The organism is Nostoc sp. GT001 (assembly GCF_030382115.1).
Classification (GTDB): Bacteria; Cyanobacteriota; Cyanobacteriia; order Cyanobacteriales; family Nostocaceae; genus Nostoc.
The window spans coordinates 143174-168773 of the sequence record NZ_JAUDRJ010000002.1; the positions used below are offsets into that span (position 1 = coordinate 143174).

Here is a 25600-nt window from a genome sequence, read left to right on the forward strand (position 1 = left end):
CTGCTCATCGCCCCACTAATTCTGTTAAAATCGCGTCTTCCAGCACGTAAATTTTGAGGCAGTGCCATGTGTGCAAAGGGATTTGGGCAATCTCAACCTACTAAAATCGATAAACTTATTGAATCTGCGGTGCGTTATTGCCACAAGCGACACCCAGAAGCCTTAGACAGCATCTTTGATTATCTACCTGTCAACCTCAACCAACGAGTAGTAACGGGTATTTTGGCAGCATTGCAGAAAGATATTGACACTTTGAGTTGGTTTTGCGGTTACATGGCATCAGAAATAAACCGCAGTGAGGACAACCAAAAGCCTCATCATCCCATCGCGGAACTTAGCAAAACTCTGATTACATCGGGGATGGAACCCTTTACTGATTTTATGCCTTACCTAGGTTGCCGCATCGTTATACTCAATTCGGAAAAATTTGAATCATTGCCAGAGTCAGTTCAAGCTGTGGTGCAGCAGGCTTTTGACATCAAGGAAAGTACTGGGAAAGAGGCACAAAGGATAAATGATACCTTGCTGCAAGAGTTGGTGGTTCAGGAATAAAAAATTGAATAACAGGAATTGTGGTAAGCGCCAGCTATATCGCTCTTCATTGAAGCGAACGCGAGTAGCGTCTCGTAGAGACGAAAAAAGAGCGATCGCACCTACAAATGATTAACTGTGATGCATAAGTTGTTAGATTATTTCAGTTAAATATATATATTCAATAACCAACACAGAATCACCTATGAAACTCGCTAACCCGCTCAATTTTGCAAATCTTGTTGGTTCTATTTTACTACCTAGAATCGCTAACAATCAAACAGCTACTTATAACAAAAGTGAAACATCAATTACTTTACCCAGTAATCCCATAAATATCAATTCCCTGCAACCCTTTGGTACTGCTATTATTGCTTATTACATGATGGGTATTGGCAACTTTGAATAAAGCATAGTTTCAGTACAGACTTTGAAAAACTACTTTACCTCTCCAACCTTGCAGGGGCTTTTAATTGGTGCATTAATTATTAAAATCAACATTATATTAATCCAGAAAATAGAGACATATTGGAAAAGTTAAAGCACACTAGTAAGAGCAACTTTAACTATTCAGTAATGGTGTGGCAATGTGGCTAAAATATGGTGTAAATGAAGAAGGTATCTTGATATGTATTGAAGATATCAACAGGGGCAAGACTTCACTTAAGTGTCCTTACTGTAATAGCAGTCTAACTGCTAAAAAAGGCAAGGTGAAGGAGCATCATTTTGCTCATAATGAAGAAACCTGCCGCCCCATAGCTAACCGAGAATTCCCTACTCTGCCACTCTATGACAATTTCAACGTTCAATTATCTGGCAAAGATTTGGCACAGTTAAAGCTGCTTTGGCAGGAGTACGGAGCCAAAAATTACCCTATTAGTTCCTACTTAATTACTTCTGGTTTACTCAAAGCAGGAGTGTTAAGAAAAAACCTATACTTAACCCCACCTGAGTATGAATTTAGTGATTTAGGTAAAATTCCCGTTGGAGCGCTAGAGTTTGCGCGGTTCAATGATGTACAGGAGCCACTATTACTTAAAAAACTGCTGAAACTTGAGCTAGCTTTTAAACACGCCGAATACAAAAATGCTCCAGATTTAGCATATCGATTTACTGATTTGAAGCTGTATCGCGCTCAACTTCAACGTATTCTATCTTCTAGTCTGTATTTTTTAGAGATTGAAACTAATATTGAAATTATCTACAAAATAGGAGTAACCACTAGACCCGTTCTCAAGCGAGTAGCAGAAGTAAAAATTAATTTGCTTGCTCATTATTCGAGTGCTGCTATTAAAGTATTAGGAACTTGGGAACACAGGGGAAATATTGAATTATATTTCAAACACCGTTATCAAAGCTTTAATCATCCCATAGGGAGTTTAACTGAGTACTATAAATTTAATGCTGAGGATACCGAAATGGTACTGCGTGACCTACAGCAAATGCAACCTAAAATACTATCTCAAGATGAAAAAAATATTCTTGAGGAGAATTCTAGCTGGGAGCAAATTGCTGTGTAGTATTCTCATAATCTCGTAGCAAAATCTAATTAATTACCAAATAAAAATAATTATTTTATTGCTATATCTCTAAATACTCTACCACTGATGATAAGGCGAATGCCGACTCTTGATACAGCAGTATTTACCGAGGAGCGATGGCGTAACCGCCCAGCGTAGCTGATCGCAGTGGTCAAGTGGTCAAGTGCATTACTTGAGACTATGCACTCATAGATTCAGAAGCTAGCAAACCCGACATCTCCAATACTCGCTGTGACCAAGTAGACGCAACAGATGCAATATCTGTAATTTCCATTGATTTGTCCCAAACATTAATCCAGTTTTGTAATAAGTCTTGGAGTTGATTTAATTCAACATTATTTATTTCACTTTTTTGTTGTATTAAAGACACGTACAACAAACTTTCTGACAACAATATTGGAACTAATTCACGAATTGCACTCTTTTGTGACCAAGAGTTAAGGCGTGCCAAACTAGCTGCCAATTCTCCTAATTGTTGCGCGTGGGGTTGACGTAAAAAACTCGCTTCAATTGCACTCCAGTTAGGCATTACAATCCTCCTAGCAATTGCTTGGTAATTTGGCTAACTTGTTCTCGAATTTGGTTAGACTGTATTATCATACTACGGTTATTCTGGCTTGGGCGAATGTTGATGATTGACTCAAACACGATTTCTTGAGTCAAAGGAGACCAATCCACACCCCAAATATCTCGTTGTCTGCTACCGTCTTTGAGTAACTCTTGTTCGCATTCGTAATGGCGAACGCCACCACCTGCAAGAATTTTGCGTTCGATGTCTACTGCTATTTTAATGAATACATCCCAAGTTTTCACCATTTCGTCTATTTCTTCACGACTAGCAGGCTCACGGATTATTAAAATCAATTGAATTTAGTCCCAAGCGGCAATTAACAAGATCATTCCATAGATTAGTGAATCACGCTAAACAATTGAACATCCCCAACTGAGTAATTTTATCTGTGGTGTTGTGGCAAGACATGGAGAATACACTCTTGAAATCGACTTAAGTTACTAAAGTACTTTGTAGTAACTTTGTGGGCGTTTTTATCTTTCGCTTATATCCCCCAAATTTAGCAAAGCGCATTCGGGGGCTTTACGCATCACCCATCGTAAAGCTATTTGCTTCGATAAAGGATAAAAATGATAGAGGCTGACTCATATTAGCAGCAAAGCCCAGAATTCCTGGATCTCGATGAGAGTAAAGTAACTGGCCTTTGCTATCAAACAAAAAAGTTCCACCACGCTGAGTTAAGTAGGCAGAATTTGGTACATAAGTGTACCAATTGCTCAGAACTTCCACCATATTACGTAGCCGTAGAGTTGCTAATTCAAAGGGACGTTGAAAACCATTTGGGCCAGCTAATCGGAAAAACGAGCCTTTAAAAGCAGGTAGAGGAGTACCTTGAATAATTTCATCATCTTCAATGAGTTGAGGCGCTTGACGATCTCCCCTGTATCCCCGAAAAACTTCTCTTAGCGTTCCTGGACTTCCAAACCCTGCACACATTAACATTAGATTTAGCCAAGCTTGATGAGACACAGAAAGTCCAGGTAGAGTCAGATTCAGACCTGAATAAAGTTTAAGTTGGTGATGTAGTTCTGCATTGGGTTCAACAAATAAATTTTCGGGTGGAAATCCTGTATATTGACAGAATCTTGTTCCAGAGGTGCGTGAGCCAATTCCCACTGCACGAATAGCGAGTTTTTCAGGAGGCAATTTTTTAGCTTTGCGCTGTAACCACCATGCATATTCAAGGCTATCAAAATCCCCAAGTTGTGGCCAGACTAAAATCAGGATATGTGAGGCAGTCTCGCAATTTTCTAGTAAGGGTCGGGTAATGCCATCACTAACACACTGAAGTTCAGTCTGATTAAGGATCTTGTAGGGATTCATTAAAAATGATTAGCTGCTATTGAGCTATCCAATTTTAATTTATAAGAAGTAAGTTGATCAATATAAATTTGTGTATGAGAGCCAAATGTTAAAAGAACTTCACCTCCAACAAGTTGGTCCAGCTGCCCATTTTGATGTCGCATTTGCCGATAGGCTCAATATATTTACAGGTGATAATGGTTTAGGTAAAAGTTTTTTACTTGATATTGCATGGTGGGTGATGACTACAAATTGGGCAGAGCAACCAGCGTACCCACAGCGAGTCAGAGGTGAAAATCCGCAAATTACAGCCGTAGTTAGCAATAAAAAAAATATAAGAGAATATCAGAGCCACTTTGATTTTTCTGAACAGCAATGGCGTAATTTACAAATGCCTCCTTTATTAAAAGAGGTAGTTATTTATGTGCGGGTTGATGGTAGTTTTTCTGTTTTTGACCCAGCTCGCCAACGCGATATTGCTTATAATTTTAATCCAAATACACTTTGGAATGGATTAAAGTCAAAAGATAAAGTTATTTGTAATGGTCTAATTCAAGATTGGGTTACATGGCAGAATCAACCGAATAAATATCCATTTGAACTCTTTTCTAATGTCATTAAAAAACTTGCACCTCACCCTTCCGAATGGATAGAAGTGGGAGAAACAACGCGAGTTTCTATTGAAGACGTGCGCGATATTCCTACAGTTAACCTACCTTACGGGAATGTTCCTGTTACTCAAACATCAGCCGGAATGAAGCGTATTCTGGGACTAGCTTATTTACTAGTGTGGACTTGGTACGAACATAAAAAAGCTTCGGAATTGCGACAACAAAAGCCAGTAAATCAGATAGTTTTACTAGTTGATGAAATTGAATCTCATTTACATCCTCGTTGGCAGAGGGTGATTTTACCAGCTATTTTGTCTGTGGTGACAGAATTACAACCCAGGATGAAGATGCAGGCTTTAGTAACTACTCATTCTCCACTTGTTCTTGCTTCATTAGAACCAAATTTTAATGAGCAAGAAGATCAACTATTTTTATTTAAATTACAAGATAGAGAGGTTAGCCTTGACGAAGTACCTTGGTCAAAACAAGGGGACATAGTTGGATGGTTAACCTCAGACATTTTTGGACTCAAACAAGCCCGTTCCAAAGAAGCAGAAATCGCAATTGAAGCAGCAGAGGCTTGGATGCGTGATGATGATATGAATACGTTTCCAGAAAATCTGAGAATACCAACACAAATTCATCAGGAACTTCAAAGAGTTTTACCAGGACATGACCCATTTTGGCCCCGTTGGATAGTTACAACGGAGAAAAGAAATTCTGGATTATCAGGGGTATAACACAGATGATGCCATTTAATCCTCCTCCAGAACCACCTGATTTTGATAAAAAAGTGCGACAAACAGGAAATGCTTGGTTGGCAAAAAATCCAAACCCTAAAAAAGGAACCAGAGATTATTGGTCGCCTTTCAAAAGTGATTTAGCTGATGGATTTAATAATCTGTGTGGCTATAGCGTTATGTATGAACCAGTTGGTACAGTAGACCATTATCGCAGCCGTGAAAATTATCGCAATTTAGCTTACGAATGGAGCAATTTACGCTTTGCTTCTGCTTGGATTAATAGTAGTAAAGGTACACTTGATGACCAGGTACTTGACCCTTTTGATTTGGGAGAAGATTGGTTTGAAATTTTGCTTCCTTCTCTACAATTAGTACTAACAGATAAAGTTCCTCCGCAACAACGTCAAAAGGCAGAATTTACTTTGGAACGGTTGCGGTTACGGGATGATGAAAGAGTCTTGCGCCAGCGTCAACAATGGTATCAACTTTATTTGGATGGGGATTTGACTCTACAAGGATTAGAAAAAAAAGCTCCTCTGATAGCGCGCGCGGTAAAGAAACAGCAGCAGGCTATTTCTCAAGAAGAATAAGCTTTGCAGTCATCAGATTGTGAAGTCAAGTATTTTCATTTTTTCTATGCCTTCAAGGTCTGTCAGCTTACTTTTGTTTACTTCTTCATACAACAGTATTGCCAATTCTTTTAAGCAGGCTTTGATCCGTTCCTGTTTATCCTGGCTCATAGTTAGGTATGCACACTATTTTATCTGTTCTTATATTCTCCCAGATTTTGTATATCTTCCAAAAGTGGATGCTCCCTTTTCATAACACGATACGGCAAGATAAATGGGTAAAAGTTCAATGAACTTGTCACAGACTATTAAGTAGCACATCACGTTATATATTTCTGTTAGAGCAGTTTCTTACCAAAAGAGTTATTTTTCTATTTTTTTACTCATATATACAAACGTGCTTGCATTATCAATAGGCAGTATGTAACTTGGCTATTGTGCAGTTTATTAGGACATGAACTGAAATTGAGTTTTATTTGAGTTGAGCTATACCTGTACTAAACTGACATGATTTGTAAATTATTTTTTAATCTACAAACAGTTTTGCAAGGTGCTAGTTTAATTCGCTTTCAATTGATGAAGTCTTTCAGTTGGAATAGAGTTTGATGATATGTGAGAACGTTATCTACACCCAGAAAACACTTGCCGAAAGATACGGGATTTCCATTGCCGCTTTACAACGGTGGTATCCCTATGCTGGTATAGTCAAACCCCGAAAGCGGGGAGGATATTTTGATGCAACAACAGTCGAGATTGCGGATGTTTTCTACGTTGCTATCAAAATTCGGCGGTTGACTTGTGAAGAATACTTACAGCAGGTAATTCCTGCTGGTGGCTTAGATGCTTATTTACAAAAAGTCAATGACGTAAGCCTTTATGACTTTTTGACTAAGCATATATCTGATGAAGAAAAAAATAACCCAATTGTGCAAGCAGTAATTAGGAGAATTGAGCGAAATGAAGCATATCAACAAAGTGGCAGAGACTTTGCAGGTGTCGCCTGATGTAGTACGTACCTGCTGTCGGTTGTTAGATTTAGCTTTGCAGCCAAATGATACGCTTGATGAAACAATTGAACAGCAATTAGTTCAACTTAAAGAGACAGCCTCTGGTGAAGGTATGTCCCTTGAAGAAGCTGCCCAGCACTTGATTGCAATGCGCGATCGCAAATCAGAAGTAGGCGAACATAAGTTCGACAAACGCGAGTATATCAAACAGCGATTTGGCATAGACCCAGAACAAGCTTCGCCCGACAGCTTTGTAGGAATACTTTACCGAGATGCAGATAGGGGTATTCAGTTAGGGGAATTACGCCATAAGGTGGTGCTTGAATCTTCGACACTTGCTCTAGAAGAATTTGTTTTTCATGGGAGCAGTTCGCCTGCTGAAGGTGATACTTCCGTTCCGCCTGGTTACGATGAAGCGCAAGAGCGAATTAACTCGCGCATTAATAACGATTTTTTCGGCAAAGTGAACTGGGGGGAAGAGACTCATCCACTGTTGGTCGGTACATCGACACAGCAGCCGAGACAGTTGAAGTCCTCGCAGCCGAAAACCGGGCAATCTCCGAAGAAATAGTAGCTCAAATGCTACCCATCTGCTATCAAATACGGGATGAGAGTTTACTCAACTTGAGAAAGACATCTACCCAGGCAGTTGGTATAAATTTACTTTCGGTAGTAGCTGGTACTGTTATTGGGACGTGGGTAGCAGTCCCCCCAACTCAAGAGAGACAAGAAATTCCGAGTATTCAGCCAATTTTGATTGGTGTGGGTATAGGCGAATTAGTTGGCTTGATTCTGGCACTAGTAATAATTTGGTTTACCAGGGACGAACAAAAAACCTAATCAACTTTTCTCTCATCAAGGGAATTACTGATTTTAGTCGCATTATTGCCAGGGAGCAGTTATGAGTGCAGCATTTGACTTTTTGGTTAACACAGCAGGCGGTTTATTGATGAACCTGGGTGTTTCTGGGATGGTGGGACAATTATTGGGAGTGGGGGCGACCCTTGCCTTGCATCCTCTGTTGCTACTTACTGGAATAGTTGTCGGTGGTGCGGGAATTGCGATCGCGCGAGAGTTAAACAAGCGCCCTCAATTGCAGTTGGTTGTTGATAATACGTAAGGGGTGGACGATGTTTACTCCTACACCTGTGCGAAATAAACAGCCAAGTCGCAGAAAGAAAAAGGTAAATGTTACCCTGTGGACGGTTTGTTCAACTGTTAGTGCGCTGTCTGTTATAGGGGCGGTTGCATTGATGGTTGGATGGAAGCAACAGGTTCCAGGTAATCAAATATCGGAGGTACAACAGGTAAAAGCGCAAGTTTCCCAAATTCGGGAAGTGTACTTAGAAAAGCTTTCCCGTACTGACTACAATATAGACCATCTTTCCAGTTACTCCTCAGTAGAAGGTGCGCCTACTCTTACAGGCTGGCGACAGTTGGCGGCAGCATTGTGGGGACAGCAATTACGGAGTGAAATATCCAGGATGCAGGCTAATGATAAATCTGGGTTTTACCGCCTTCACTATATGCCTGCACTGGAGATAGTTAAATTCAACTCGCTGGATGTTTTACTAGAAGCGGCTTCTGGAAATAATACTTTTTACTGGGGGTACCGCAAAACCGATGGTACGAAAGTTGAGGAGAAGATACCAACTGGGGCGGCTGCTGTTTTGATTTTGGGTAAATTAGAGGCAATTGATTACGCCCAAAACTTAGAATCTCAACCATCGGTTGATCTGAATCAAATGCTAATTCAGATTAAGAATGCTCAAGAACCATATTCTCTTGCACAGGCACAGCTGTTACGAGCGCGGGGGTATTTAGATCCAGTAGAGCAGATGGCACAGGTGGCAGACATCCGCGAGAGAATACACCAACGGGAGGAGCAAAGGCGGATGTATATCCAACAAATGAAGAAGCAATTACCTCAGCCAGTTCCTAATAAACAGCCTGTTAATAAATCAGGGGGGTGATGTTATGTATGCCAAGTTTGCTGCTGCGATAATTTGCATAGCTTTGTGTTCGCTCAATGTTGTAGCGGCAGTCAAACGTACCCCTATTCGTACTACCCTTGAAGGTTCAACTCGCACGACCGTCGAGATGATGCCATCTCCCAATTCAGGAGTGCATTGGATAAGTGCAGTTATATTTCTGGCTGGATTTGCTTGTTTTTTGGGCTGGGGAATTTCTGACTATAACAATGCAATTGAAGAAAGAGATGAACTGTCTGATAACTTGGCTAATCCTGGCAATCGACAACTTCATGTTGGTGCTTCTGATACTGATATTCAGCCTTCTTTAATGCCCCCAGTATCACCTTCTTCTGGGATGAGATTAAATAGCGAATTCTCTGCCAAGAATGTAGTTCAATTTTCTCCTCGTTCTAGTGTTTCTGGCTTAGGGCGAGTACATAGTAGCCAATTTGTTGAAGATGGAGTGCAAAATCAACCTAGAATGTTATCTCCAGAAGAGTTTTATGCCCAACTTCAGGATGAAGATTTTTGGGAAGATACTAACTCCCAGGTAAATGATAAACCCGCCAGCTAGTTACTTAATTTGAGGTCATATTATGAGCAGAAATCAGCGCCGCAACTTTGATGTTGATTATTCTGAAGGTGGAGCAATTGTGCCTGTAAACCGCTTGCAAAATATGTTGCAGCAGGTACAGCAACAAGGAGGAATAGTAAATCAGCAACCTAACGTTTCTCCCATGACTACTTATGAGACTCAGCCAGTAGAAGTTAGATATATCAATGCACCTACTGCCTATAAGCCGAGGGTTCCTCAGATAGAGATTCCCTACATTGAGATTTGGAAAGCACATCGGCTCCATCCGCAAAATCCCTGGAGATTTGGCTGGTATCCAGTATATTTTTTATCAGATGTAATTAAATCTCCTGTGGGTGTAGCTGGTGTGGGAGTGTGGTTGTTAATAATGCTGTTGAATTTTTTCCTAAATGGCAGTTACACCGGGCCGGGGTATGCGTCTGGGAAGAAGATTGAAGTTGTACCCAAGGAAGTTCCCTCTTTTGCCCTGCCTGTGGTTAAGCAGTTGGATTAATGTGGGTAAAGGCAATTTTTTGGTTCGTACTGCTGGTATGGATTGCAGATATTTTACAACCGGGATATTTGCAGTTTTATAACTGGCGTAATGCTGTGGCATTGGTACAAAAGCTTCAGTTTTCATCGTCGGCTGTTGTACGCACTGCTGCACCTGGCGTGAATATATCTTCTACTCCTGTTCCTAAACGCTATTCTCCTCAACTAAGGGAACCTGCAACATCTGGGGATGGCCTAAATTCTCCTGATTGCCGTGTGGCTAGGAATGATTTTGAGGAAGTATTGAGTACTGTAAAGATTGGTTGTTGGCAGGTTTCTCCTGCTAATGCGAAAAGGCGTTGAGGGAATGCGAATAATCTTTGAAACTGACGGTGACAAGGAGGTTAGTAATTCGACTGTAACTAGTTTGAATGAGACGGTCGATACTAGTTCGAGTGCAAATTGGAGATATGCGATCGCAACCTCAGTTTTAATTGCAGCTATGGTCATTCCCCAGGTTTCTGGATGGATTGAATCTCAACTGTTAGTTAAATCTCTCCAAGGTCTAATACTACCAAAAACTATTCGTAGTAATCAGGTTTTAAATAATCGTCGAATTGTCTTTCCAACTGCTGCTGGTACTCCTATTACCTCAGAGTTTGGTTGGCGGATACACCCAATTACAGGCGATCGCAAGTTTCACGCGGGGATTGATTTTGGTGCAGCCAAGGGTACGCCAATTTATGCGATTGATGCTGGTCGAGTGGTTTTTGCAGGCGACAAGGGTGGTTATGGCAAAGCGGCTGTTATTCAGCATCAGGGAAGTTTATCTACTCTGTACGGTCATGCCAGTCAGCTGTATGTACAGCAGGGACAACAAGTTGTGCGTGGACAGATGATTGCGGCAGTAGGTAGTACGGGCTTTTCGACGGGGCCGCATTTGCATTTTGAAATTCGCTCTTATGGTGTAGCGCAGAACCCCCGTCCTTATTTACACGAATATTTAGCTAACCGTTAAAGATTATTTAGCTATTGGCAAAAGAAATGCAAATTGTACCGATTTTTATATCAGGTGTAGTTGGTGCAGCCTGCTCTGTTGCATTTTCTTATGGAGTAGCTTCACTGCCATGTGGATTGGTATCAAAGGGTGCGGATACTATTTGTCAGGTACGTAGCTTTGGTAAGGCACTTGATAGTTGGAAATTTGGGTTTATTGTTGGTGGTTTGGTTGGGTTTATTTTGAGTCCTCGCCATCAATTTATATCCCGTTTTAAACCCATTCATCTGTCAACTGCTTCCTTAATTACTTTGGGTATTTATTTCTCAATTTCTCAAAGTACTGGTGTTTCTTCAGGGTCGTCAAATAGTTTAACAGGAAGAGTTAGTACAGGTTCTTACTCACCACATCCTTATTCACCACGTTTGAGTGCTTTTTTAGCGACAATTCGTTGGGCAGAAACAGGAACTAGTGACACAGAAAGTTATCGCAAGTTAGTATTTAATGGAACTTTTAATAATTTTTCTACACACCCGTTAAAGAAACAGTGCGCTCCTATTAATGGTAAAAATGTTTGTTCAACTGCGGCTGGTGCTTATCAAATGTTGGATAAAAGTTGGTATGACCTTCAGCCAAAGTTAAACTTAAAGGATTTTAGTCCAGCTTCTCAGGACAAGATGGCAATTGAATATATTCGTCGTAATAATGCCTTAAGTGATGTTGAAGCAGGAAGGTTTGATACTGCGATATGTAAAGTAGGTAGGGTATGGGCCAGTCTTATTTGTAACTCGTATAATCAAAATCCAAAATCTTTAGCGCAGTTGAGAATTTATTATCAGCAGCAATTACAAAGAAATGAAATTTCTAGGAGGTGAATATTTACTAATGTTAGTACCCCACAACGATAAGATAGAATCTCAAAAACAACAAGTTTTGGCTGCAATTATGCAAGCAAAGCAAGATGGTTTAAGCAATGAAGAGATTATGGAGAATGTACGAGAAGCTTTACCTTCCTCAATGGTTTCTTATACTGAAACTGTTCTACAACAAATTGATTTTAGAGCAAAATTATCACGTCCGCTTAGAGAATTTAATTTAGAATTTTTATTTCAGGTAATATACGAATCAGTAATTGCAGGTACAAATGATGAAGAAATATTATCAATATGTGCAGAACACTGTACTTTAAACCAGTACGAGTTTGCACGTTATGCACTTGAATATATTCATCTCAATCGGATGCCATCGCAGTGGGAGCAAAATAACGTATATCATCAGATAATTGAGATAGTTAATATATCACCTATTGAATCTTTATTTGAATACATTGAATCAATCAAAAATATTTATCTTAAGCAGATTGGATATGAAGTAGTTCAAGAGAATCTTTATAATTTATTTTTAAGCAATAAACAAACTAGTTATTTTACTGATTTAGCTAATAAATCTAGAGATAAATTCATTAAAAACTATTGCTGCCGAACGGCAGTGCTTGTTGCGCGTGCCACGGGTAAACCATTAGATTTAAAGCTGACAGAAGATGGCTCAGTGATTTTAAAAGAGCCTAAATCTTTAGATAGAAATACTGGTGCAAATGAGATTGTTGCTTCACAGATTTTAACTATGGTACAGGCAGGGAAACTATTAGTCGATACTCTCGAAGAATTTAGTATTAATGCCAAATATGTTGATGCTAAAACGGGACCAACATTCAACCGCATTAAGGTAAAACTGGGACGAGGTGTAAGTTATAAAAAAGTAGAAGATATTGGCAATGACTTAGTGCAGCAGCTTGGTGAAGAGTTAAACTTAAAAGTTGCACCAATGGTGAGTGTAGTGCCTGGAGGAGTTGTATTTGACATACCCCGATTAGACAGACAATTTGCTTATTTCCGTGATTATTTTACTTTTGACGGCGAACCTGACATTCATTCGGTGTCTATCCCCGGTGGCGTTGATGTTGATGGCACCTATGTGGAAATTCCGCTTTATAGCGACAACGTGACTCATATCCTGGGTGGTGGGCGGACGCGGGGTGGTAAGTCGCAGTTTGAGAAAGCAGCAATTTTGTATTTGGTGAGACGATATGCACCTTCTGTTGTTCGGTTGGCACTTTCGGATGTCAAACGCGTGACCTTTGGTAAATTTGATGGGCTACCCCATCTTGTTGCCCCAGTTGCGCGTGATGCAGAGTCTACCGCTAACTTGCTTGATTACTTGGTAGAAGAAATGGAATTGCGCTACCAAGAATTTGAGTGCCACAGCAGTATTGAAACGATCACACAGTACAACTCACGGTTTGCACCTGATTTTGTCATGCCGCGAGTCATTTGTCTGATTGACGAGTGTTTTGATTTACTTTCTGATGATAACTACTGCGATCGCATTGAGACTGCGCTGATGAAGTTGCTTGCAAAAGCGGGTGGTGCAGGGATTCACGTACTTTTGTACACCCAGCGACCTGATAAAAACGTGATTGATCCGTTGATTCGCTCAAACTTTCCAGCCAAGACAGCCTTTGTTACGACTCGCCCTGAAGACAGTTGTATTATCCTTGGGGACGATAAAGACAAACGTGCAGTTTATTTACTGGGATACGGAGATTTCTTGTACAAAACGACTGAGGTGGTGCGACTCCAGGCGTTTTATGTAGCTGACGATGAAGACCCTGAATACTTCCAGCAATTACTCCTAGAAGCTAAAAATCAAAACGACCCCTATACTGCATGGAAATCTGGGTTAGACTTTGATGAATTTGTCGCTAGTTTGTATGGTGAGAGCAATAGTAAGGACATAGGTAAATCTAAAGCTACTGCTGTTACTAAAACTAAACAGTCCAAGACCGATTTTGAGGGCAGTTTTAACTTTAAGGTACAGCTTGATGAGGAAGCAAGAAACTCAATTTTGAATTTGCATCAAAAAGGCTATCAACTTGATGAAATTGTCAAAGCGGTATTCAATTTATCCCGTCAAGATGGTAGATCGTACAAGAAATTTAGAAATGTTGTTGAGGATTTTTTAAATAGCTTGAAAGGGGGTGAAGAAGATGATATTTGAATTAACGATGCCTTTACCTCCTAGTATGAACGAGATTATTAACCAGGCACGGTCAGGTTGGCAAGCCAGCGCTGGACTTAAGAAGTACTGGACAAACTTAATTGGTGAATTTGTTCGAGAATGTGAATTTTGTTTAGATGGTGCAGTTTGGATTGAATTTCATTGGTATCTCAAAAATTTTGGACGAGATAGCGATAACGTAGCTGCTGCCGCCAAATTTATCATGGATGGTCTGGTTACAGGACAAGCAATCCGTAACGATAACTTGACAGTTATCCAATCACCTGTAGTTCATTATTATCATCGTAGTAGTGGTGATGATGGTGTGCTGTTGAGACTTTCACAATCACCTGACTTTCTGTTAGATAATTTTATTGTATCTAACCAATTTTCCCGAAACAGCTTAGAAAAGCATAGCCAAAAAATCACATATTTAGTGTCAATTTAACTTATAGATATATTGGATTTAAAGGATGACGATAATGTTACGTTATAAAGACTACCGTCAGTTAATCGATCGGGTAAATGCAGGCAAGAATATTAACCTATGGGGCAAGCCAAATATTGGTAAGACTCTTACTGTTAAAAACTGTTTACTCAAGGATATTAACTTAGAGTCTGTTTACCTCAATCTTGAATATCCTTTTAGTGTGGATCATCTATTCAACGCTATTCCTATTAGCTTCAGTTTTTACTACCAGCAGGATTGGCAAAATATCATAAGCGAATTATCTGATGGTTATAATAGGCTGCTGGTGATAGATAATTTTGATAGATTGCATTTTGTTAGCAATACTTTTAGCCACGACTTATTCCGATTACAACAGTTAGCTCAACTAGAAAATTTTTCTTTACTGTTAATATCTCGTATGCCGCTAGAATATTTCCATTTTCCAGATTTTGCTAACTATTTTGAAAAATTGGAATTGAACGAAACTAATACTTGGACTTTTGGACAGTAGATATATTGTTTGTAAATATCGTTTTTGGTGATATTTTACTCCGGGTGGAGTGTTGTTTTAAGCAACAAAGCAAGTTCGACTCTTGCTATCACCATTGGGAATGAAACTACTACTGAGACTGAAAATTAACAAGTACATATCTATTAAATAGTTTTGGAGTTGTTAATAGAGTAAGGGGTAGGTTAGTAGTGTAGTTCTCAGCAAATCCCAATTCATGCCGGGGCAAGAGTAATTAAAAACCTTGTAACCTGCATTTTGGAGGGATGAATTATGTTGAAGAAGTTTGCGTTTAATTGCTTGAGGAACTTTAATGCTGCTTTTGGAATGGTGTCTTTGACTGCTATTGGTTTGGGCGCTATAGCAACTTTTTCTGGTTTGGGTTTATTGTACTTAGCTAGGGGCGGATTTCCAATTGTTGAGGAAGAACGCTCTGAACAAATTGCCTCTATCGGCACTGGTGCTATTGTATTGGGCTTTACCGGAATTATTTTTGCTTCCTTGGGCGGTGCTTTCTTAAGTGTTGTTGAAGAATTGGGGGAAACTAATTCGAGTAGAGAAACTGCAAAAATAGCTGACACGAAACCGCTTGTATTAACCAAACCTGAGAGCTTTGAAAAATCTGATTGTCTGCCTTCAATTTACACTTACACGGTGATGAATTTTGAGGGGTATTCTGATTTAAAGGGCTTGGTTGTTTGCAGATTTGAGGAAGAACTGTATCGGAAATTGGTACTTTACGAGGAATTACGTTCTCACCACATTGACGACTTGACAGTAATCTGTGATGAAATTGATCCAGACAAATTAATTGGACAAACCTTTTCCTCATATAAGCCTTTACCTTGTGAAGCTTTAGAGGAACATTTAGATATACACCGACGCTATGTTAATGCAGTTAATAGCGAAGAATTTACTTCTTGCTATTTGCAAGTGTGTGCTGGGTGTAAGTTACTGTATGGTGCCAATAATATTGTTTGTGGCATTCATCCATACGGATGGTTTGAAGATGGTTGCTGTCCAGATAAGCAATGGGATGAACGTAAGGCATTGTTTCCATTTGAAGATGATGCTGTTGTCGAAAGCTTAAATAGAGAAATATCGTCCAATCAGGCGAATATTTGCAAGTTTTACGGCGACCTTATTTTGTGGGATGAATACGCTAATCGTAGGTTTTCTTTTTCTTATTCCGGTATCTTGCTGAAACATTCTGATAGACTGCTTGAGCTTGGTACGGAAGCGAGACTTCTTTCCTACATCCAGTATTTCCGCACTCGAAATATAGTGGTCTTTGACTACGTAGCATCAGGGCGAGTTTCGGAGTTTACGAAGGAACTTAAGGGCATAGCTAAAATCGAGGTTGATGGTGATGAGATATCTATCTTTTTTGATATATATGCGCCTTGTCACCGCTTTCGCCGTGATGGTGTAGCGCTGCATCCTTACTCAACTTTTGTTCCTCAAGAACTCAAATATAACTACAACTTGGTTAGTTACGTCAACTACCTTAAGAGTAAAAAATCTGGAGTGCTGGGATGAATAAGGAAGTTTCTAAAAGCTGCGGGTGCAAGTCGGAAAAATCGCATTTTTGCAATTTCTGTATCTTGGATTGGTAATTTCTAAAATTCAACAGCTACAAATTTTGGAAAACTTGGTTCGTCTAATTGCTTAAAGGCAATTTACCCTCCTTCCTCCTGCTGGTAGATGGGATAGGTGTAAAAGCTTTCACTCAGTACGGGGGTTTCCCCCGCTACTGGGTGGCAAGCCGCTACAACGCCGCCCATCAGTAATTCATGGAGGAATCACATTATGTCTGCTTTTGCAATATCACCTTTTGTGCAATCTGTTAACGATGTTTTGTTTCCAATCGAGTTGTTTTTGATTATCTTCCCAATCTTGTACGTGATTTTTATCCCTGCTCAATCAGCATCACTTCAAGTTAGTAATAGCGCTGCGGTGATTTCTGAAGAGTCGCCAGTTTTGGAAACTCAGGGGGATTTGACTGTTGTTGGTGCTGTTTCTAATGAGAAAGAATTTTCTGAACCAGAATCTTCGATTATTGAAACTGCACCGCCACTTGTTGAAACTAGGTTTACGGATGAAGCCAGACAACTTGTGCTAGTAGACGTTACCGAAGAGAGGAAGAAGCTTTTAGATTTAGGTGCGCGGAAGCTGCGACAGTTCTGCAAGGAACGCCAGATTCAAGGCTATTCTACCGTCTATAACCGTAAAAAACTCGATGGACTCGTTGACTTTCTGATCGCACAACAAGTGACTTCTGCTCAAGTGGTCGAGTTTGTGGAAATGCTTGCTTAGAGTTTGATGAAAAGCCTCGGTAAAAACTGGGATTTCAAAACTACTTCCTTGAGATAGGATGGTGTTTGCTTGATAATTCTTTCTATTGAGGTTGAGCTTCCAAGATGCGTCCTATACTTCTTGGCGATAATGTCGGTAATCCCCTCCGAGTAGCTTCCTCAGCTACCTGCGTATGGTAATGGTGCTTTGAACGACTGGGTTTTCGGTTCTTGCTCCATTCGCTGATTTCAACGATTTTGCTCGCCTCTGTACTTTTGCACTTCTTAGGTCTACCGACGTTGACACCTAAAACCTCGTTAGCTTTTGCGATCGCCCCCTCCTGGGTTTCTGACAAGATGGTACTTGATGTCCATCTTTTTTTCCACTTTGCTATTGAGTTTTCGGTTACGCCAATCTCTTGGGCTAAAGCTACATATTTTTTGCCTTCGTTTAGTCCCAGCAGAATTTTCGCTCTTTTGCTAACTTCATCGCTGCTGGTCGCTGCTATGTGCTCTAGTGCTTGCTTTTCAATAGAATTTAGTATTTGAAGACGAGGCATCTAAAAATTTACCCCTCTTTACTGTACAATTTTGCCAAATGGAATGAAGCCTGATATACTTTTTTTGTAGAGTCCATTTTTCCTAAAGATTCACTCAAAGCCCTGGTGCAAACAGAGCTTTGAGAAAAAACAAACCCACCTGTTACTAAGACAGGACGGAATTTTGTTTTGTCAATNNNGTTATCTAGAGACATCATATCATGAGTTTACACAGTTTTACAAATCTTTCTTCGGATAGATGCTTTTTGTGCCAATATCAGTGCCTTAAATATCTCTTCAGTTGTATTAGTTGTCAATGGGTTGAGAATAATAGTTACTGCGGGAGAAAATCTCTCAAAGAGAATCTTCTGGTAGGTAATTTTTGGTATTTACAAGAATTAATTATTTTTTAAAATAATCAATTTTCCCAAGAGATAGAAGCGCTGCAAATGTTGCTGTATAGGCTTTTCCTGCTTTATTTTTGGGATTTTCACTTCTTAAAATTATCTTTTGACTGACAATTTGTGAACCGGAGTATAAATATGTCTCTTGTGCAGAATCCGGCAATCGTATATATTTCGCCTACGGAGTTGGTTGTTCATCCGAAGCTGATAGAAATATATGGTGAGAATGAGGAACGTCCCGCTTTAGAAAAAAGTATCTCGGAAAAAGGGATTCTTGAATCTTTAAAGGTATCTGCACGTACTGGTGTGAATGTGGTATTGGCAGGTAAGTGTCGCTTGCAGATAGCTCGCAAGCTCTTAATTTCCTCTGTGAAAGTGGAATTTGTTGAGTCTGGTTCGCCTGAAGAAGATTTGAAACTAGTGCTTGACTTTAATCTCCACCGGGAAGGTGGGAAGACTCATTACCAGAAATTTCACGAGGGGCAGTACTGGGAGAGCGTACTTCGTCCCCAAGCGAAAGAAAGACAAAGGGAGAGTGCTCGTCGTTTGAATGAATCGAAGTGTTCAAATTTGAATCATTCGATAAATGAGAGTAAGTCTCAATTAAAGAAGGGTAAACCCGTGATTCGGGAGGTCTCGGAGAATCTAAATATAAGTGTTGGTAGTTATCACAAGGGCAAGAAAGTTTTTGAATTAATTTCTCAATTACGAGAACTGGAAAAATTTAAGGCAGTTGTTGCACTGGAGATGGAGTTTAACCGAAGTATTGATGCAGCGTACAAATTTGTTTGCAATCAAGATATCTGTTACCAGGTAATAGACCTGATTGAAGCAGATGAGATAGGTAGTATAGGCGATGGTATTGCTTGGATGCTGAATGGCGATCGCAATCCGTTTCGGCGTTTCCAGCTTGACCAAGTATATCAATTCAAAAAGAGACTGCGGCCCGAATTGGAAATTGTGGGACGGGTTATTGATATAACTAATGAGTTTGTTGTGTTTGGATTGAGGAATTTAGTGAATATGAGCTTAGAAATTGTGAATCTACGTCCGCGACAAATTGATGCAGAATTGCAGGATGAACCATCTGCGTCACAAAGGAAGAGAATATTTCACTTAATGCAAAAGTTTAGTGATGTTTTCCCAGTTCAGGTGTCTTTAGCGGAGTTATTGAAACTACCAAATTTAACTGAGAAAGAGGAGGTTCTGTTGCGGATGTATGAGTCTGACGTATTTGAAAAAACTTGGGAGGATTATAAGACCCAAATGAAAGGAATGGAAGTATCTACAAATAGAAAAAAGGATAAAATTCGTGCTGCATAGGTAGCTGTGGGCTGCTAATTTAGTAGATAATTTGTCCCACAATTTAACATTACTTACTAGATTAGCATCTCAATACTGATTACAGTACAAGTTAACTTTTTTGAGTGCTGAACTCCTATAAAGATATTTGACTGTTTTTTGTTTTTTAACTCGGTGGTGGAGTATGAGTAATTTCATCTTCACCAGTTGTACTAACAAGAGCCAATATGGGGTGACACTTGTGGGTGTTACTAGCTTTGCATTGTCATCCCAAAACTCTTTTGTCGATTTAGTGACAACTTCGCTAGAACTGCCTCATTTAAATAATTACCAAAAAAAAGTTGGGTAGTCGCATTGTTGTTGGTGAAGCGTGTTGGACTAAATCTTAGCCTAAGCTTACGTATGTCTAAGCCTAAACAAGTATAAACCTTTGTTTGCTTTCAACCACGAGACGATTACCAGTCGTCTCCAACAAGCGGATAACCAACCGCTTAAACATAAAAATTTCAAATTTAGGCTAACACATTTTGACCAACAGCGAGGCTACCTGATGCACAAAAATCATCAGGACAGTCACTCATGTTCCAAGAAAATTTCTCTTCAGATGTCGAGAACAAGCCCCAATTAAGTCTTTCACAGCCTTCAAAAAAGAAAATCAAACCCCACCTGCCCGCCGAATCCGTGGGCAAACGCTACGTAGAACGCTTTTGGCATCCATTTGGGGCGATAGTTGCACCTTCTTTAGTAGAAGGTGCAAAACCAGCATGGCGCACTATCGATTATTATCTCCAACCCTCCCAACTGTGGAACCTGCACCAAGACAAGTCGAAACTAGTAGGTCTGCGCTTTAACGACACAACTCGTTACGCCACAATCGATTTAGACTTAGAAGGCGACTACCATAACATTGAATCCATAAATCGCATCAAAGCAGCGTTAGAGGACATCGGCATAGTCGATATCATCATCCTCCAGTCCAGCTTTAGTGGCGGATATCACCTGATCCTAACCTTTGCTTCCTCCCTGCCCACTTTTGCCCTAGCCTGCGCCCTAGAGATTACCTTGAGAAGTGCAGGCTTTATACTGCGTCAAGGACACCTAGAAATCTTCCCCAATACCAAACCATATAGTGGCAAACAAATAACTAACTACAAAGCCATCCGTTGCCCCATGCAACCGGGTAGCGGGTCATTTTTACTTAATGATGACCTACAACCAATTAGCGACTCAGTTTCTATCTTCCTCGACTATTGCGATCGCGCCGCAAGTCGGCAAGATTTAACCAAACTCAAACGGGTAGCGAACAAAGCCAAAAAACAAATTTCACGGGAGAGATATCACAAGCAAGAATCTGCTAACATTGTACAGTGGCGTGCCAACTGGGAAGAAATCATCAGCACAGGCTGGACAGGAAAAGGACAAACAAACACCCTCCTACAAATCTTCGTAGGGTACGGAATCGTCTTTTTAGACTTAGAGAGTGATAAATTAGTCGAATTTTGCCTTACTACCGCAATTAACGCCCCTGGCTACAGCCAATATTGCCGACACCAACACGAAATCGAAGCTAGAGTGCGGCATTGGGTAGAATCCACAATTAGCAACAAATGGTACAGCGCCTACATTAGTTATCCCGAAAGGTTGTTGGGTACATTCGCCAACACCTTTGCAGAAGCCATCGCAGGCATTAGCAGCATCCATAAACCCAAAGACAACGTAATCCCATTTGACCGTCGTAAGCAACAGAACTGGGAACGCAGCCAACAAGCCCAACAACGCATCCAGATAGTAGTAAGGGCAATAGAGTGGGATAGAGGCTTACCAGCAGGGCCTACTGAACGAGGAAAAGCGATACGTGCTGAGTACAAGCGCCGCTTTCACAAAACTATCTCACAAGAGACACTACAAAAACATTTGCATTTGTGGCATCCTACGCGCTACATCTTAGATCCGTGGGCAGAAAATAGCTCAAACCCTTATCAATCAAGCAATGACGGGCAATTTAATAGTTTTCAAAACTCATTTGCAAAACAAGGTGCTGAAAACCGTTATCAAATCGGGAATTACGGTCATTTTTTCTATATGAAGGTTTTTTGTAATTGCTTACCGCCTGCTGCCGATGCCCCTACAGGGCAGCAGGCGGTAGCAAGTTTTGAAGAAGTTGCTGTGTCTGTAGGGGAATTGTTTGTACCACAGGTACAAGATGAATCTGAGGAAATTAATACTAATTTCAAAGAATTGAATTTATTACAACCAGAAGATTTGTCTTTAACTTCAGGTGCCAATAATTCTGATAATTCATCAGTTTCTTCAAATATTATACAATTAGCTGAAAACGTTAATCAAAGTACTTCAGATAAGGATTTTAAATACCTTTCTAACCCCAGCGCGGCTGAAAATTACAATAACAAAAACTTATTGATCAATTCTGCCAGTATTCTGTTTACTGCATCTACAGCTGCAATTGTGCCGTCTGAAATCTCACAAAAAGCCGAAGTTAGCGAGCAAAGTACACCTTCAGGCGACTCAGCAGCCGCTCTCGCTTTGGCAGAACTGAAGAAACTGACTAAGTTGCGACTCCAAGCAGCATCCCACGCCAAACGTGTAGCTAGAGAGTATTGCCTAATTGCGCGACGCTTGATAGGAGGCAGGGAACGCGAAAGACTGGAGCAGAGTGCCAAAATGCAATTCTATCTCGATTCAGGTAACAAAACCCTAATTGCAGAAGCCAACGAGTGGGCAGCTGCTAATCCTGGGTGCCTACCGTTTTCGTTGGAGTTAGCGTTTCAAGAAGGTGAGACGTAATGGCTGAATTTCACAGGTGAGAGTGATTTGGATGCCTATACGGGTACATGGGATTGAAAACAGTTTGCCGCAATGGAATGTATTCTGTATTAACAGTATTTTGAAAACAGAAATATCCGCCATTTAATTCTATTACAACTGATTTATTAAGTCTGAGTAGTTTCTCCCAGTCCTTTTGACATTCTTTGATATGTACTCATTTCTTTTAATACGAATTCGTGCAGTTGTAGTAACAGCAATTTAGTGACTATGGCGATGGTGAATATCTCTCTTGTGAGGATGGTTGTGATAGATAATCATCGTGTGTTCGTGAAGATGGTTGTGAGGTTCGCCTATAGCTATCCCCTCATCGTGGTTATGCTGATGGTATTCATCGTGGATGTGTTTATGTTCATGCACACTAGGATAGTGGAGATGTTCGTGTTCATGGAGAGCGATTTTTTTCGGGGGAGATGGGCAAGAATTAATCAAGGGGTTTAAACATTAATCATCCCAAAGCCCCTGAAACTTGGTAGATGCAAGTTCGGTGTAACGAACAGTATGCTGAATATTTTTATGCCCCAAATAACTCTGAATTGTTCGGGTATCAATCCCTCGATTCGCCAGATAATAACCTGTTCCATGCCGCAGCATATGAGCATGAATAGGGAAAGGCAAACCAGCTAATTCACCAGCCTGCTCAACAATGCCGGCGATCGTATCATGTGCCAACGGGCCAAGTCGAGAAGACTGGAAAATATAGGGACTAGCAGGATAATCTCGTTGCAGATGACGGAGAGAGCGAATCTCCAAACCGGAAAGTGGTTGAACCGAGGGTGTTCCTTTTTTGACTCGCTTCACGTAAATTGTGCCACCATTCCAATCTATTTGCTCCCATCGCAAAGATGCCACCTCTGCCACTCGCAATCCGTGACGGTAGATCAACAGAATTAGGGTTGAATCTCGGTGAGCGTGGCGACCCTTGAATTTTTTGATAGCTGACCGCATTGCAGAGACTTCTTCTGGTAACAAATACTCCCTAGTTCTGACCTCGGAATATTTGCGAAAGTTAGGCGATTGACGCTCTTGTTTTTCGGTTTTACCAACTTTCGATGGTTGGACGGTTTGTGCTGTCATAACTCAACCCCCTGAAAACCTTGGGGTATATGAGCTAATTTTACCAACTTACGCTCTAAAGTTGGATTTGCACATAGACATAAAAACAGACCAGCATTTTACAGAGAATTGTCACTTAAAAGTAATTTAAATTACTTTTTATACTGAGAATTTAAGCGACATGAGGTATTTCTTGGGAAGGCTTGCTATCTACTCTAAAACCAGGATACCATTGCTGGAATTTGCTCTCTAACTCTTCATTGAGAAGCAAAATTCTGACCTGGAGCAGAAGATGAACACCTTTAGGAGTCCACCGCATCTGCTGTTTTTTGACAAACCGCTTGCTAATGACTTGATTAACCGTCGATTCCACGAATCCAGTAGCAATGGCTTCGCCGTTTCGCCAACGTTCTCCATAATTGGGAATATAAGACCCATTGTTTGAAATATAGCTCTCAAACTCCCGCACCATTTTAAACAGTTTTTTTACCTCTAGCGGGCTATTGCCATCAAAAATTACGATTTCTAGGTCGTCCACAAGGTCTTTTACCAGTTGCAATGCTCTGAACACATTTCCATGCCACAGATACCACTTAATCCGTTCTAGCTCCTTGGGTATGTCTGTATCTAATTCGGTATCTTTTTTGCTAAGTCCTTTTGCTGTTTGAGTCATCACTGTCAGCCGCATAGTGATGTGAAACCAATCCAGTAAATATTCTGCGTTGGGATTGAGATAAAACTGTAGTTCGCGTATCTTCTCATCACCGTCTGACAAGAAAGTTACCTGCTGATTCATCTGCATTCCAAGAGAAGTCAACACCTCGAAGATCCGACGTTGGGGTTTGGTATCGTAGCAATAAACTCCCCCAAACCGCTTAGATGTACCATCTGCTTTTATACTCTTACCCACAATAACTTCAAAGTTACCTTTAGAGAGCGATTTTTTGTCGTAGGAACGAACATATCCGCCATCCATTCCCAGCACCAAGGGTAAATCAGGTCGGGGCAATTCTTCCCAATCTCTTGGACAGCCTTTAATGTATCCTCCTTTTTCTTCACCCAACTCGTCTTCTAAGCGTTGACCAATTGTGTGTAAGTTATTCCGTATTGCTGTAGTATTTATTTCACCTTCTATTGGTAGTACTTCCTGCAATAGTTTCACAGAGAGTCCGTAAGACATCAAAGACCCAAACTTGGATTCCAGATACAATAGTTCTCTGGAAGTGCGTTCTGGTAGTAAGTTGGCTACTGGGTTAAAGCTACGGGTTGCTTGTTTCTGGCACGGGCAGTGAAATAGTCGATGGGATTGGAGATGCAACTTGCCAAACAATGTGCGGTATACAATTGTACGTTTGTCTTTATGCAACAGTTTCTTGGTACAGTGCAAACATAACTCCTGTTGTTGAGAATACTCTGCTACTTGTTGCTCGGCTAGGGTGTGTTGGAGGTTTTGTAGTAATGTTTTGGCTTCCGCTAGTTTTAGTCCCAAGTTTTCTGGCTGTAAAGCACCGCGTTCAATCTGCATAATTTCTTGCACAACTTGGGAATCTCCATTATCTGACTCCACGACTATTTGGATTTTGACTTTCACACTATTTCCTGTTCAAATAACATCTCTTTATCCCCAGCCGCGTATTGCTGTAAACGTTGGTTAACTTTTTGGTGGTCAAAATGGTTAACCATTAACCATTGGCGTAGTTCGTACATCTCTTCAATATTGCCAGGGATATCACCTTCTTCCAGAATTTCACTGCACCGAGAAGCTATGTATCTTAATGAGTATTCCTGCTTTTGTGCCATGAACTCCCACGAGTCACCACAGTCTTCTGGAGGGCAAGCGCGTTTACCACTAATGCACACTGGATAAAAGCAATTTGATTCTGGAGTGAGAATTGCTTCGACTCTAATTTGATGTTGCCAGTTATCACCGAAATCATATTCGTATAAAAAACGCTCTCTACCTCGCCAGCCAAAATCTGATAGTTTGACAACTTTAGGATCGTCAGAAAACCACATTCCCCCAATTTGAGCAATCCCGTAATGCTTACCGTGGATTATGAAACGATGTAAGTGGGAATCAGTCCATCCCATTACTATCTGGATGATGTAGTGCAAATCGGCGATCGTGCTGTCGCTGCGGATTTTGACTCTACGCCAAATCATGGGGCTGATGCCCAGGATAAAAATATGAAGCTGGTAGATGACAAGTTGCTCAGAATCTGACATTGCGTCAT

At 40.6% G+C, this 25600-nt stretch carries 30 protein-coding genes and 1 pseudogene; 22 read left to right on the plus strand and 9 right to left on the minus strand.

The window, feature by feature from the left end; genetic code table 11:
- Nucleotides 1-66 precede the first annotated feature (66 nt).
- The 3 genes from QUD05_RS02275 (at nucleotide 67) to QUD05_RS02285 (ending at nucleotide 2051) form a co-directional block, all read left to right on the plus strand.
- Nucleotides 67-552: a hypothetical protein gene (locus QUD05_RS02275; protein ID WP_289794585.1), complete on the plus strand. Its 486-nt coding sequence runs from the start codon at nucleotides 67-69 to the stop codon at nucleotides 550-552.
- Nucleotides 553-736: 184 nt separating this feature from the next.
- On the plus strand, nucleotides 737-940 hold the full coding sequence (locus QUD05_RS02280; protein ID WP_289794586.1) for a hypothetical protein: 204 nt from the start codon (nucleotides 737-739) through the stop codon (nucleotides 938-940).
- Nucleotides 941-1118: 178 nt separating this feature from the next.
- Nucleotides 1119-2051 (plus strand): GIY-YIG nuclease family protein, encoded by a 933-nt coding sequence (locus QUD05_RS02285; RefSeq protein ID WP_289794587.1) that lies wholly within the window; start codon nucleotides 1119-1121, stop codon nucleotides 2049-2051.
- 199 nt (nucleotides 2052-2250) lie between these two features.
- Here the strand turns inward: QUD05_RS02285 and QUD05_RS02290 are convergent, their stop codons facing one another.
- The 3 genes from QUD05_RS02290 to QUD05_RS02300 all read right to left on the minus strand — a co-directional run bounded on the left by QUD05_RS02290 (nucleotide 2251) and on the right by QUD05_RS02300 (nucleotide 3966).
- Nucleotides 2251-2601 carry a hypothetical protein gene (locus QUD05_RS02290; RefSeq protein ID WP_229500699.1) on the minus strand — a complete coding sequence of 117 codons (351 nt, stop codon included), beginning with the start codon at nucleotides 2599-2601 and terminating at the stop codon, nucleotides 2251-2253.
- Nucleotides 2601-2936 (minus strand): DUF5674 family protein, encoded by a 336-nt coding sequence (locus QUD05_RS02295; RefSeq protein WP_289794363.1) that lies wholly within the window; start codon nucleotides 2934-2936, stop codon nucleotides 2601-2603. Before QUD05_RS02295 ends, QUD05_RS02290 begins: the two co-directional genes overlap by 1 nt.
- A gap of 229 nt (nucleotides 2937-3165) precedes the next feature.
- Nucleotides 3166-3966: a peroxiredoxin-like family protein gene (locus QUD05_RS02300; protein ID WP_289794588.1), complete on the minus strand. Its 801-nt coding sequence runs from the start codon at nucleotides 3964-3966 to the stop codon at nucleotides 3166-3168.
- 85 nt (nucleotides 3967-4051) lie between these two features.
- On the opposite strand from QUD05_RS02300, the gene QUD05_RS02305 reads away from it, so the two are divergent.
- Nucleotides 4052-5296, plus strand: a complete 1245-nt coding sequence (locus QUD05_RS02305) for an AAA family ATPase (protein WP_289794589.1) — start codon at nucleotides 4052-4054, stop codon at nucleotides 5294-5296.
- 5 nt (nucleotides 5297-5301) lie between these two features.
- Nucleotides 5302-5889, plus strand: coding sequence for an HNH endonuclease family protein (locus QUD05_RS02310; RefSeq protein ID WP_289794590.1), 588 nt, complete (start codon nucleotides 5302-5304; stop codon nucleotides 5887-5889).
- A gap of 39 nt (nucleotides 5890-5928) precedes the next feature.
- Here QUD05_RS02310 and QUD05_RS02315 read toward each other — a convergent pair.
- Nucleotides 5929-6039, minus strand: a pseudogene (locus QUD05_RS02315) (ISKra4 family transposase); the annotation flags it as partial.
- A gap of 434 nt (nucleotides 6040-6473) precedes the next feature.
- Here QUD05_RS02315 and QUD05_RS02320 point away from each other — a divergent pair.
- From QUD05_RS02320 to QUD05_RS02390, 15 genes are all read left to right on the plus strand, one after another.
- Nucleotides 6474-6872 carry a hypothetical protein gene (locus tag QUD05_RS02320; protein WP_029631351.1) on the plus strand — a complete coding sequence of 133 codons (399 nt, stop codon included), beginning with the start codon at nucleotides 6474-6476 and terminating at the stop codon, nucleotides 6870-6872.
- 22 nt (nucleotides 6873-6894) lie between these two features.
- Nucleotides 6895-7446, plus strand: a complete 552-nt coding sequence (locus tag QUD05_RS02325) for a hypothetical protein (RefSeq protein ID WP_289794736.1) — start codon at nucleotides 6895-6897, stop codon at nucleotides 7444-7446.
- An 8-nt stretch (nucleotides 7447-7454) separates the two neighbouring features.
- Entirely contained in the window at nucleotides 7455-7715 is a 261-nt protein-coding gene (locus QUD05_RS02330; RefSeq protein ID WP_039744742.1) for a hypothetical protein, read from the plus strand.
- 61 nt (nucleotides 7716-7776) lie between these two features.
- Entirely contained in the window at nucleotides 7777-7995 is a 219-nt protein-coding gene (locus QUD05_RS02335) for a hypothetical protein (protein ID WP_011316696.1), read from the plus strand.
- Nucleotides 7996-8005: 10 nt separating this feature from the next.
- Nucleotides 8006-8848, plus strand: a complete 843-nt coding sequence (locus tag QUD05_RS02340; protein ID WP_289794591.1) for a phage terminase large subunit family protein — start codon at nucleotides 8006-8008, stop codon at nucleotides 8846-8848.
- 4 nt (nucleotides 8849-8852) lie between these two features.
- A complete protein-coding gene (locus QUD05_RS02345; RefSeq protein WP_289794592.1) occupies nucleotides 8853-9422 on the plus strand; it encodes a hypothetical protein in 570 nt (189 codons plus the stop codon).
- A gap of 22 nt (nucleotides 9423-9444) precedes the next feature.
- Nucleotides 9445-9936 (plus strand): hypothetical protein, encoded by a 492-nt coding sequence (locus QUD05_RS02350; protein ID WP_289794593.1) that lies wholly within the window; start codon nucleotides 9445-9447, stop codon nucleotides 9934-9936.
- Nucleotides 9936-10277 carry a hypothetical protein gene (locus QUD05_RS02355; RefSeq protein ID WP_289794594.1) on the plus strand — a complete coding sequence of 114 codons (342 nt, stop codon included), beginning with the start codon at nucleotides 9936-9938 and terminating at the stop codon, nucleotides 10275-10277. The genes QUD05_RS02350 and QUD05_RS02355 overlap by 1 nt, the downstream gene beginning before the upstream one ends.
- A gap of 4 nt (nucleotides 10278-10281) precedes the next feature.
- On the plus strand, nucleotides 10282-10932 hold the full coding sequence (locus tag QUD05_RS02360) for a M23 family metallopeptidase (RefSeq protein WP_289794595.1): 651 nt from the start codon (nucleotides 10282-10284) through the stop codon (nucleotides 10930-10932).
- Between the two features lie 26 nt (nucleotides 10933-10958).
- Nucleotides 10959-11786, plus strand: a complete 828-nt coding sequence (locus QUD05_RS02365; RefSeq protein WP_289794737.1) for a glycoside hydrolase family 24 protein — start codon at nucleotides 10959-10961, stop codon at nucleotides 11784-11786.
- Complete coding sequence (locus QUD05_RS02370; protein ID WP_289794596.1) at nucleotides 11767-13968, plus strand: DNA translocase FtsK; 2202 nt, start codon at nucleotides 11767-11769, stop codon at nucleotides 13966-13968. The genes QUD05_RS02365 and QUD05_RS02370 overlap by 20 nt, the downstream gene beginning before the upstream one ends.
- A complete protein-coding gene (locus QUD05_RS02375) occupies nucleotides 13958-14416 on the plus strand; it encodes a RusA family crossover junction endodeoxyribonuclease (protein ID WP_229484593.1) in 459 nt (152 codons plus the stop codon). The genes QUD05_RS02370 and QUD05_RS02375 overlap by 11 nt, the downstream gene beginning before the upstream one ends.
- A 25-nt stretch (nucleotides 14417-14441) precedes the next feature.
- Nucleotides 14442-14930 carry an ATP-binding protein gene (locus tag QUD05_RS02380; protein WP_289794597.1) on the plus strand — a complete coding sequence of 163 codons (489 nt, stop codon included), beginning with the start codon at nucleotides 14442-14444 and terminating at the stop codon, nucleotides 14928-14930.
- Nucleotides 14931-15200: 270 nt separating this feature from the next.
- Nucleotides 15201-16466, plus strand: a complete 1266-nt coding sequence (locus tag QUD05_RS02385) for a hypothetical protein (RefSeq protein WP_289794598.1) — start codon at nucleotides 15201-15203, stop codon at nucleotides 16464-16466.
- Nucleotides 16467-16736: 270 nt separating this feature from the next.
- Entirely contained in the window at nucleotides 16737-17243 is a 507-nt protein-coding gene (locus QUD05_RS02390; protein WP_289794599.1) for a hypothetical protein, read from the plus strand.
- An 82-nt stretch (nucleotides 17244-17325) separates the two neighbouring features.
- On the opposite strand, the gene QUD05_RS02395 is transcribed toward QUD05_RS02390, so the two are convergent.
- Entirely contained in the window at nucleotides 17326-17781 is a 456-nt protein-coding gene (locus QUD05_RS02395; RefSeq protein ID WP_289794600.1) for a helix-turn-helix domain-containing protein, read from the minus strand.
- A gap of 521 nt (nucleotides 17782-18302) precedes the next feature.
- On the opposite strand from QUD05_RS02395, the gene QUD05_RS02400 reads away from it, so the two are divergent.
- Both QUD05_RS02400 and QUD05_RS02405 read left to right on the plus strand, forming a co-directional pair.
- On the plus strand, nucleotides 18303-19487 hold the full coding sequence (locus QUD05_RS02400) for a ParB N-terminal domain-containing protein (RefSeq protein ID WP_289794601.1): 1185 nt from the start codon (nucleotides 18303-18305) through the stop codon (nucleotides 19485-19487).
- A gap of 558 nt (nucleotides 19488-20045) precedes the next feature.
- Nucleotides 20046-22271: a hypothetical protein gene (locus QUD05_RS02405; protein WP_289794602.1), complete on the plus strand. Its 2226-nt coding sequence runs from the start codon at nucleotides 20046-20048 to the stop codon at nucleotides 22269-22271.
- 240 nt (nucleotides 22272-22511) lie between these two features.
- Here the strand turns inward: QUD05_RS02405 and QUD05_RS02410 are convergent, their stop codons facing one another.
- From QUD05_RS02410 to QUD05_RS02425, 4 genes are all read right to left on the minus strand, one after another.
- A complete protein-coding gene (locus QUD05_RS02410) occupies nucleotides 22512-22742 on the minus strand; it encodes a hypothetical protein (RefSeq protein ID WP_289794603.1) in 231 nt (76 codons plus the stop codon).
- 12 nt (nucleotides 22743-22754) lie between these two features.
- A complete protein-coding gene (locus QUD05_RS02415; protein WP_289794604.1) occupies nucleotides 22755-23387 on the minus strand; it encodes a tyrosine-type recombinase/integrase in 633 nt (210 codons plus the stop codon).
- Nucleotides 23388-23538: 151 nt separating this feature from the next.
- Nucleotides 23539-24957, minus strand: a complete 1419-nt coding sequence (locus QUD05_RS02420) for an ISKra4 family transposase (protein WP_289794605.1) — start codon at nucleotides 24955-24957, stop codon at nucleotides 23539-23541.
- On the minus strand, nucleotides 24954-25592 hold the full coding sequence (locus QUD05_RS02425; protein WP_289794606.1) for a plasmid pRiA4b ORF-3 family protein: 639 nt from the start codon (nucleotides 25590-25592) through the stop codon (nucleotides 24954-24956). The genes QUD05_RS02420 and QUD05_RS02425 overlap by 4 nt, the downstream gene beginning before the upstream one ends.
- Nucleotides 25593-25600: the final 8 nt, after the last annotated feature.

Excerpts from the sequence above, each read along its gene's own strand:
- QUD05_RS02275 (WP_289794585.1), top strand. The coding sequence starts at position 67 with ATGTGTGCAAAGGGATTTGGGCAATCTCAACCTACTAAAATCGATAAA.
- QUD05_RS02280 (WP_289794586.1), top strand. The coding sequence starts at position 737 with ATGAAACTCGCTAACCCGCTCAATTTTGCAAATCTTGTTGGTTCTATT.
- QUD05_RS02285 (WP_289794587.1), top strand. The coding sequence starts at position 1,119 with ATGTGGCTAAAATATGGTGTAAATGAAGAAGGTATCTTGATATGTATT.
- QUD05_RS02290 (WP_229500699.1), bottom strand. The coding sequence starts at position 2,601 with ATGCCTAACTGGAGTGCAATTGAAGCGAGTTTTTTACGTCAACCCCAC.
- QUD05_RS02300 (WP_289794588.1), bottom strand. The coding sequence starts at position 3,966 with ATGAATCCCTACAAGATCCTTAATCAGACTGAACTTCAGTGTGTTAGT.
- QUD05_RS02305 (WP_289794589.1), top strand. The coding sequence starts at position 4,052 with ATGTTAAAAGAACTTCACCTCCAACAAGTTGGTCCAGCTGCCCATTTT.
- QUD05_RS02310 (WP_289794590.1), top strand. The coding sequence starts at position 5,302 with ATGATGCCATTTAATCCTCCTCCAGAACCACCTGATTTTGATAAAAAA.
- QUD05_RS02320 (WP_029631351.1), top strand. The coding sequence starts at position 6,474 with ATGATATGTGAGAACGTTATCTACACCCAGAAAACACTTGCCGAAAGA.
- QUD05_RS02330 (WP_039744742.1), top strand. The coding sequence starts at position 7,455 with ATGCTACCCATCTGCTATCAAATACGGGATGAGAGTTTACTCAACTTG.
- QUD05_RS02335 (WP_011316696.1), top strand. The coding sequence starts at position 7,777 with ATGAGTGCAGCATTTGACTTTTTGGTTAACACAGCAGGCGGTTTATTG.
- QUD05_RS02340 (WP_289794591.1), top strand. The coding sequence starts at position 8,006 with ATGTTTACTCCTACACCTGTGCGAAATAAACAGCCAAGTCGCAGAAAG.
- QUD05_RS02345 (WP_289794592.1), top strand. The coding sequence starts at position 8,853 with ATGTATGCCAAGTTTGCTGCTGCGATAATTTGCATAGCTTTGTGTTCG.
- QUD05_RS02350 (WP_289794593.1), top strand. The coding sequence starts at position 9,445 with ATGAGCAGAAATCAGCGCCGCAACTTTGATGTTGATTATTCTGAAGGT.
- QUD05_RS02355 (WP_289794594.1), top strand. The coding sequence starts at position 9,936 with ATGTGGGTAAAGGCAATTTTTTGGTTCGTACTGCTGGTATGGATTGCA.
- QUD05_RS02360 (WP_289794595.1), top strand. The coding sequence starts at position 10,282 with ATGCGAATAATCTTTGAAACTGACGGTGACAAGGAGGTTAGTAATTCG.
- QUD05_RS02365 (WP_289794737.1), top strand. The coding sequence starts at position 10,959 with ATGCAAATTGTACCGATTTTTATATCAGGTGTAGTTGGTGCAGCCTGC.
- QUD05_RS02370 (WP_289794596.1), top strand. The coding sequence starts at position 11,767 with ATGAAATTTCTAGGAGGTGAATATTTACTAATGTTAGTACCCCACAAC.
- QUD05_RS02375 (WP_229484593.1), top strand. The coding sequence starts at position 13,958 with ATGATATTTGAATTAACGATGCCTTTACCTCCTAGTATGAACGAGATT.
- QUD05_RS02380 (WP_289794597.1), top strand. The coding sequence starts at position 14,442 with ATGACGATAATGTTACGTTATAAAGACTACCGTCAGTTAATCGATCGG.
- QUD05_RS02385 (WP_289794598.1), top strand. The coding sequence starts at position 15,201 with ATGTTGAAGAAGTTTGCGTTTAATTGCTTGAGGAACTTTAATGCTGCT.
- QUD05_RS02390 (WP_289794599.1), top strand. The coding sequence starts at position 16,737 with ATGTCTGCTTTTGCAATATCACCTTTTGTGCAATCTGTTAACGATGTT.
- QUD05_RS02395 (WP_289794600.1), bottom strand. The coding sequence starts at position 17,781 with ATGCCTCGTCTTCAAATACTAAATTCTATTGAAAAGCAAGCACTAGAG.
- QUD05_RS02400 (WP_289794601.1), top strand. The coding sequence starts at position 18,303 with ATGTCTCTTGTGCAGAATCCGGCAATCGTATATATTTCGCCTACGGAG.
- QUD05_RS02405 (WP_289794602.1), top strand. The coding sequence starts at position 20,046 with ATGTTCCAAGAAAATTTCTCTTCAGATGTCGAGAACAAGCCCCAATTA.
- QUD05_RS02415 (WP_289794604.1), bottom strand. The coding sequence starts at position 23,387 with ATGACAGCACAAACCGTCCAACCATCGAAAGTTGGTAAAACCGAAAAA.
- QUD05_RS02425 (WP_289794606.1), bottom strand. The coding sequence starts at position 25,592 with ATGTCAGATTCTGAGCAACTTGTCATCTACCAGCTTCATATTTTTATC.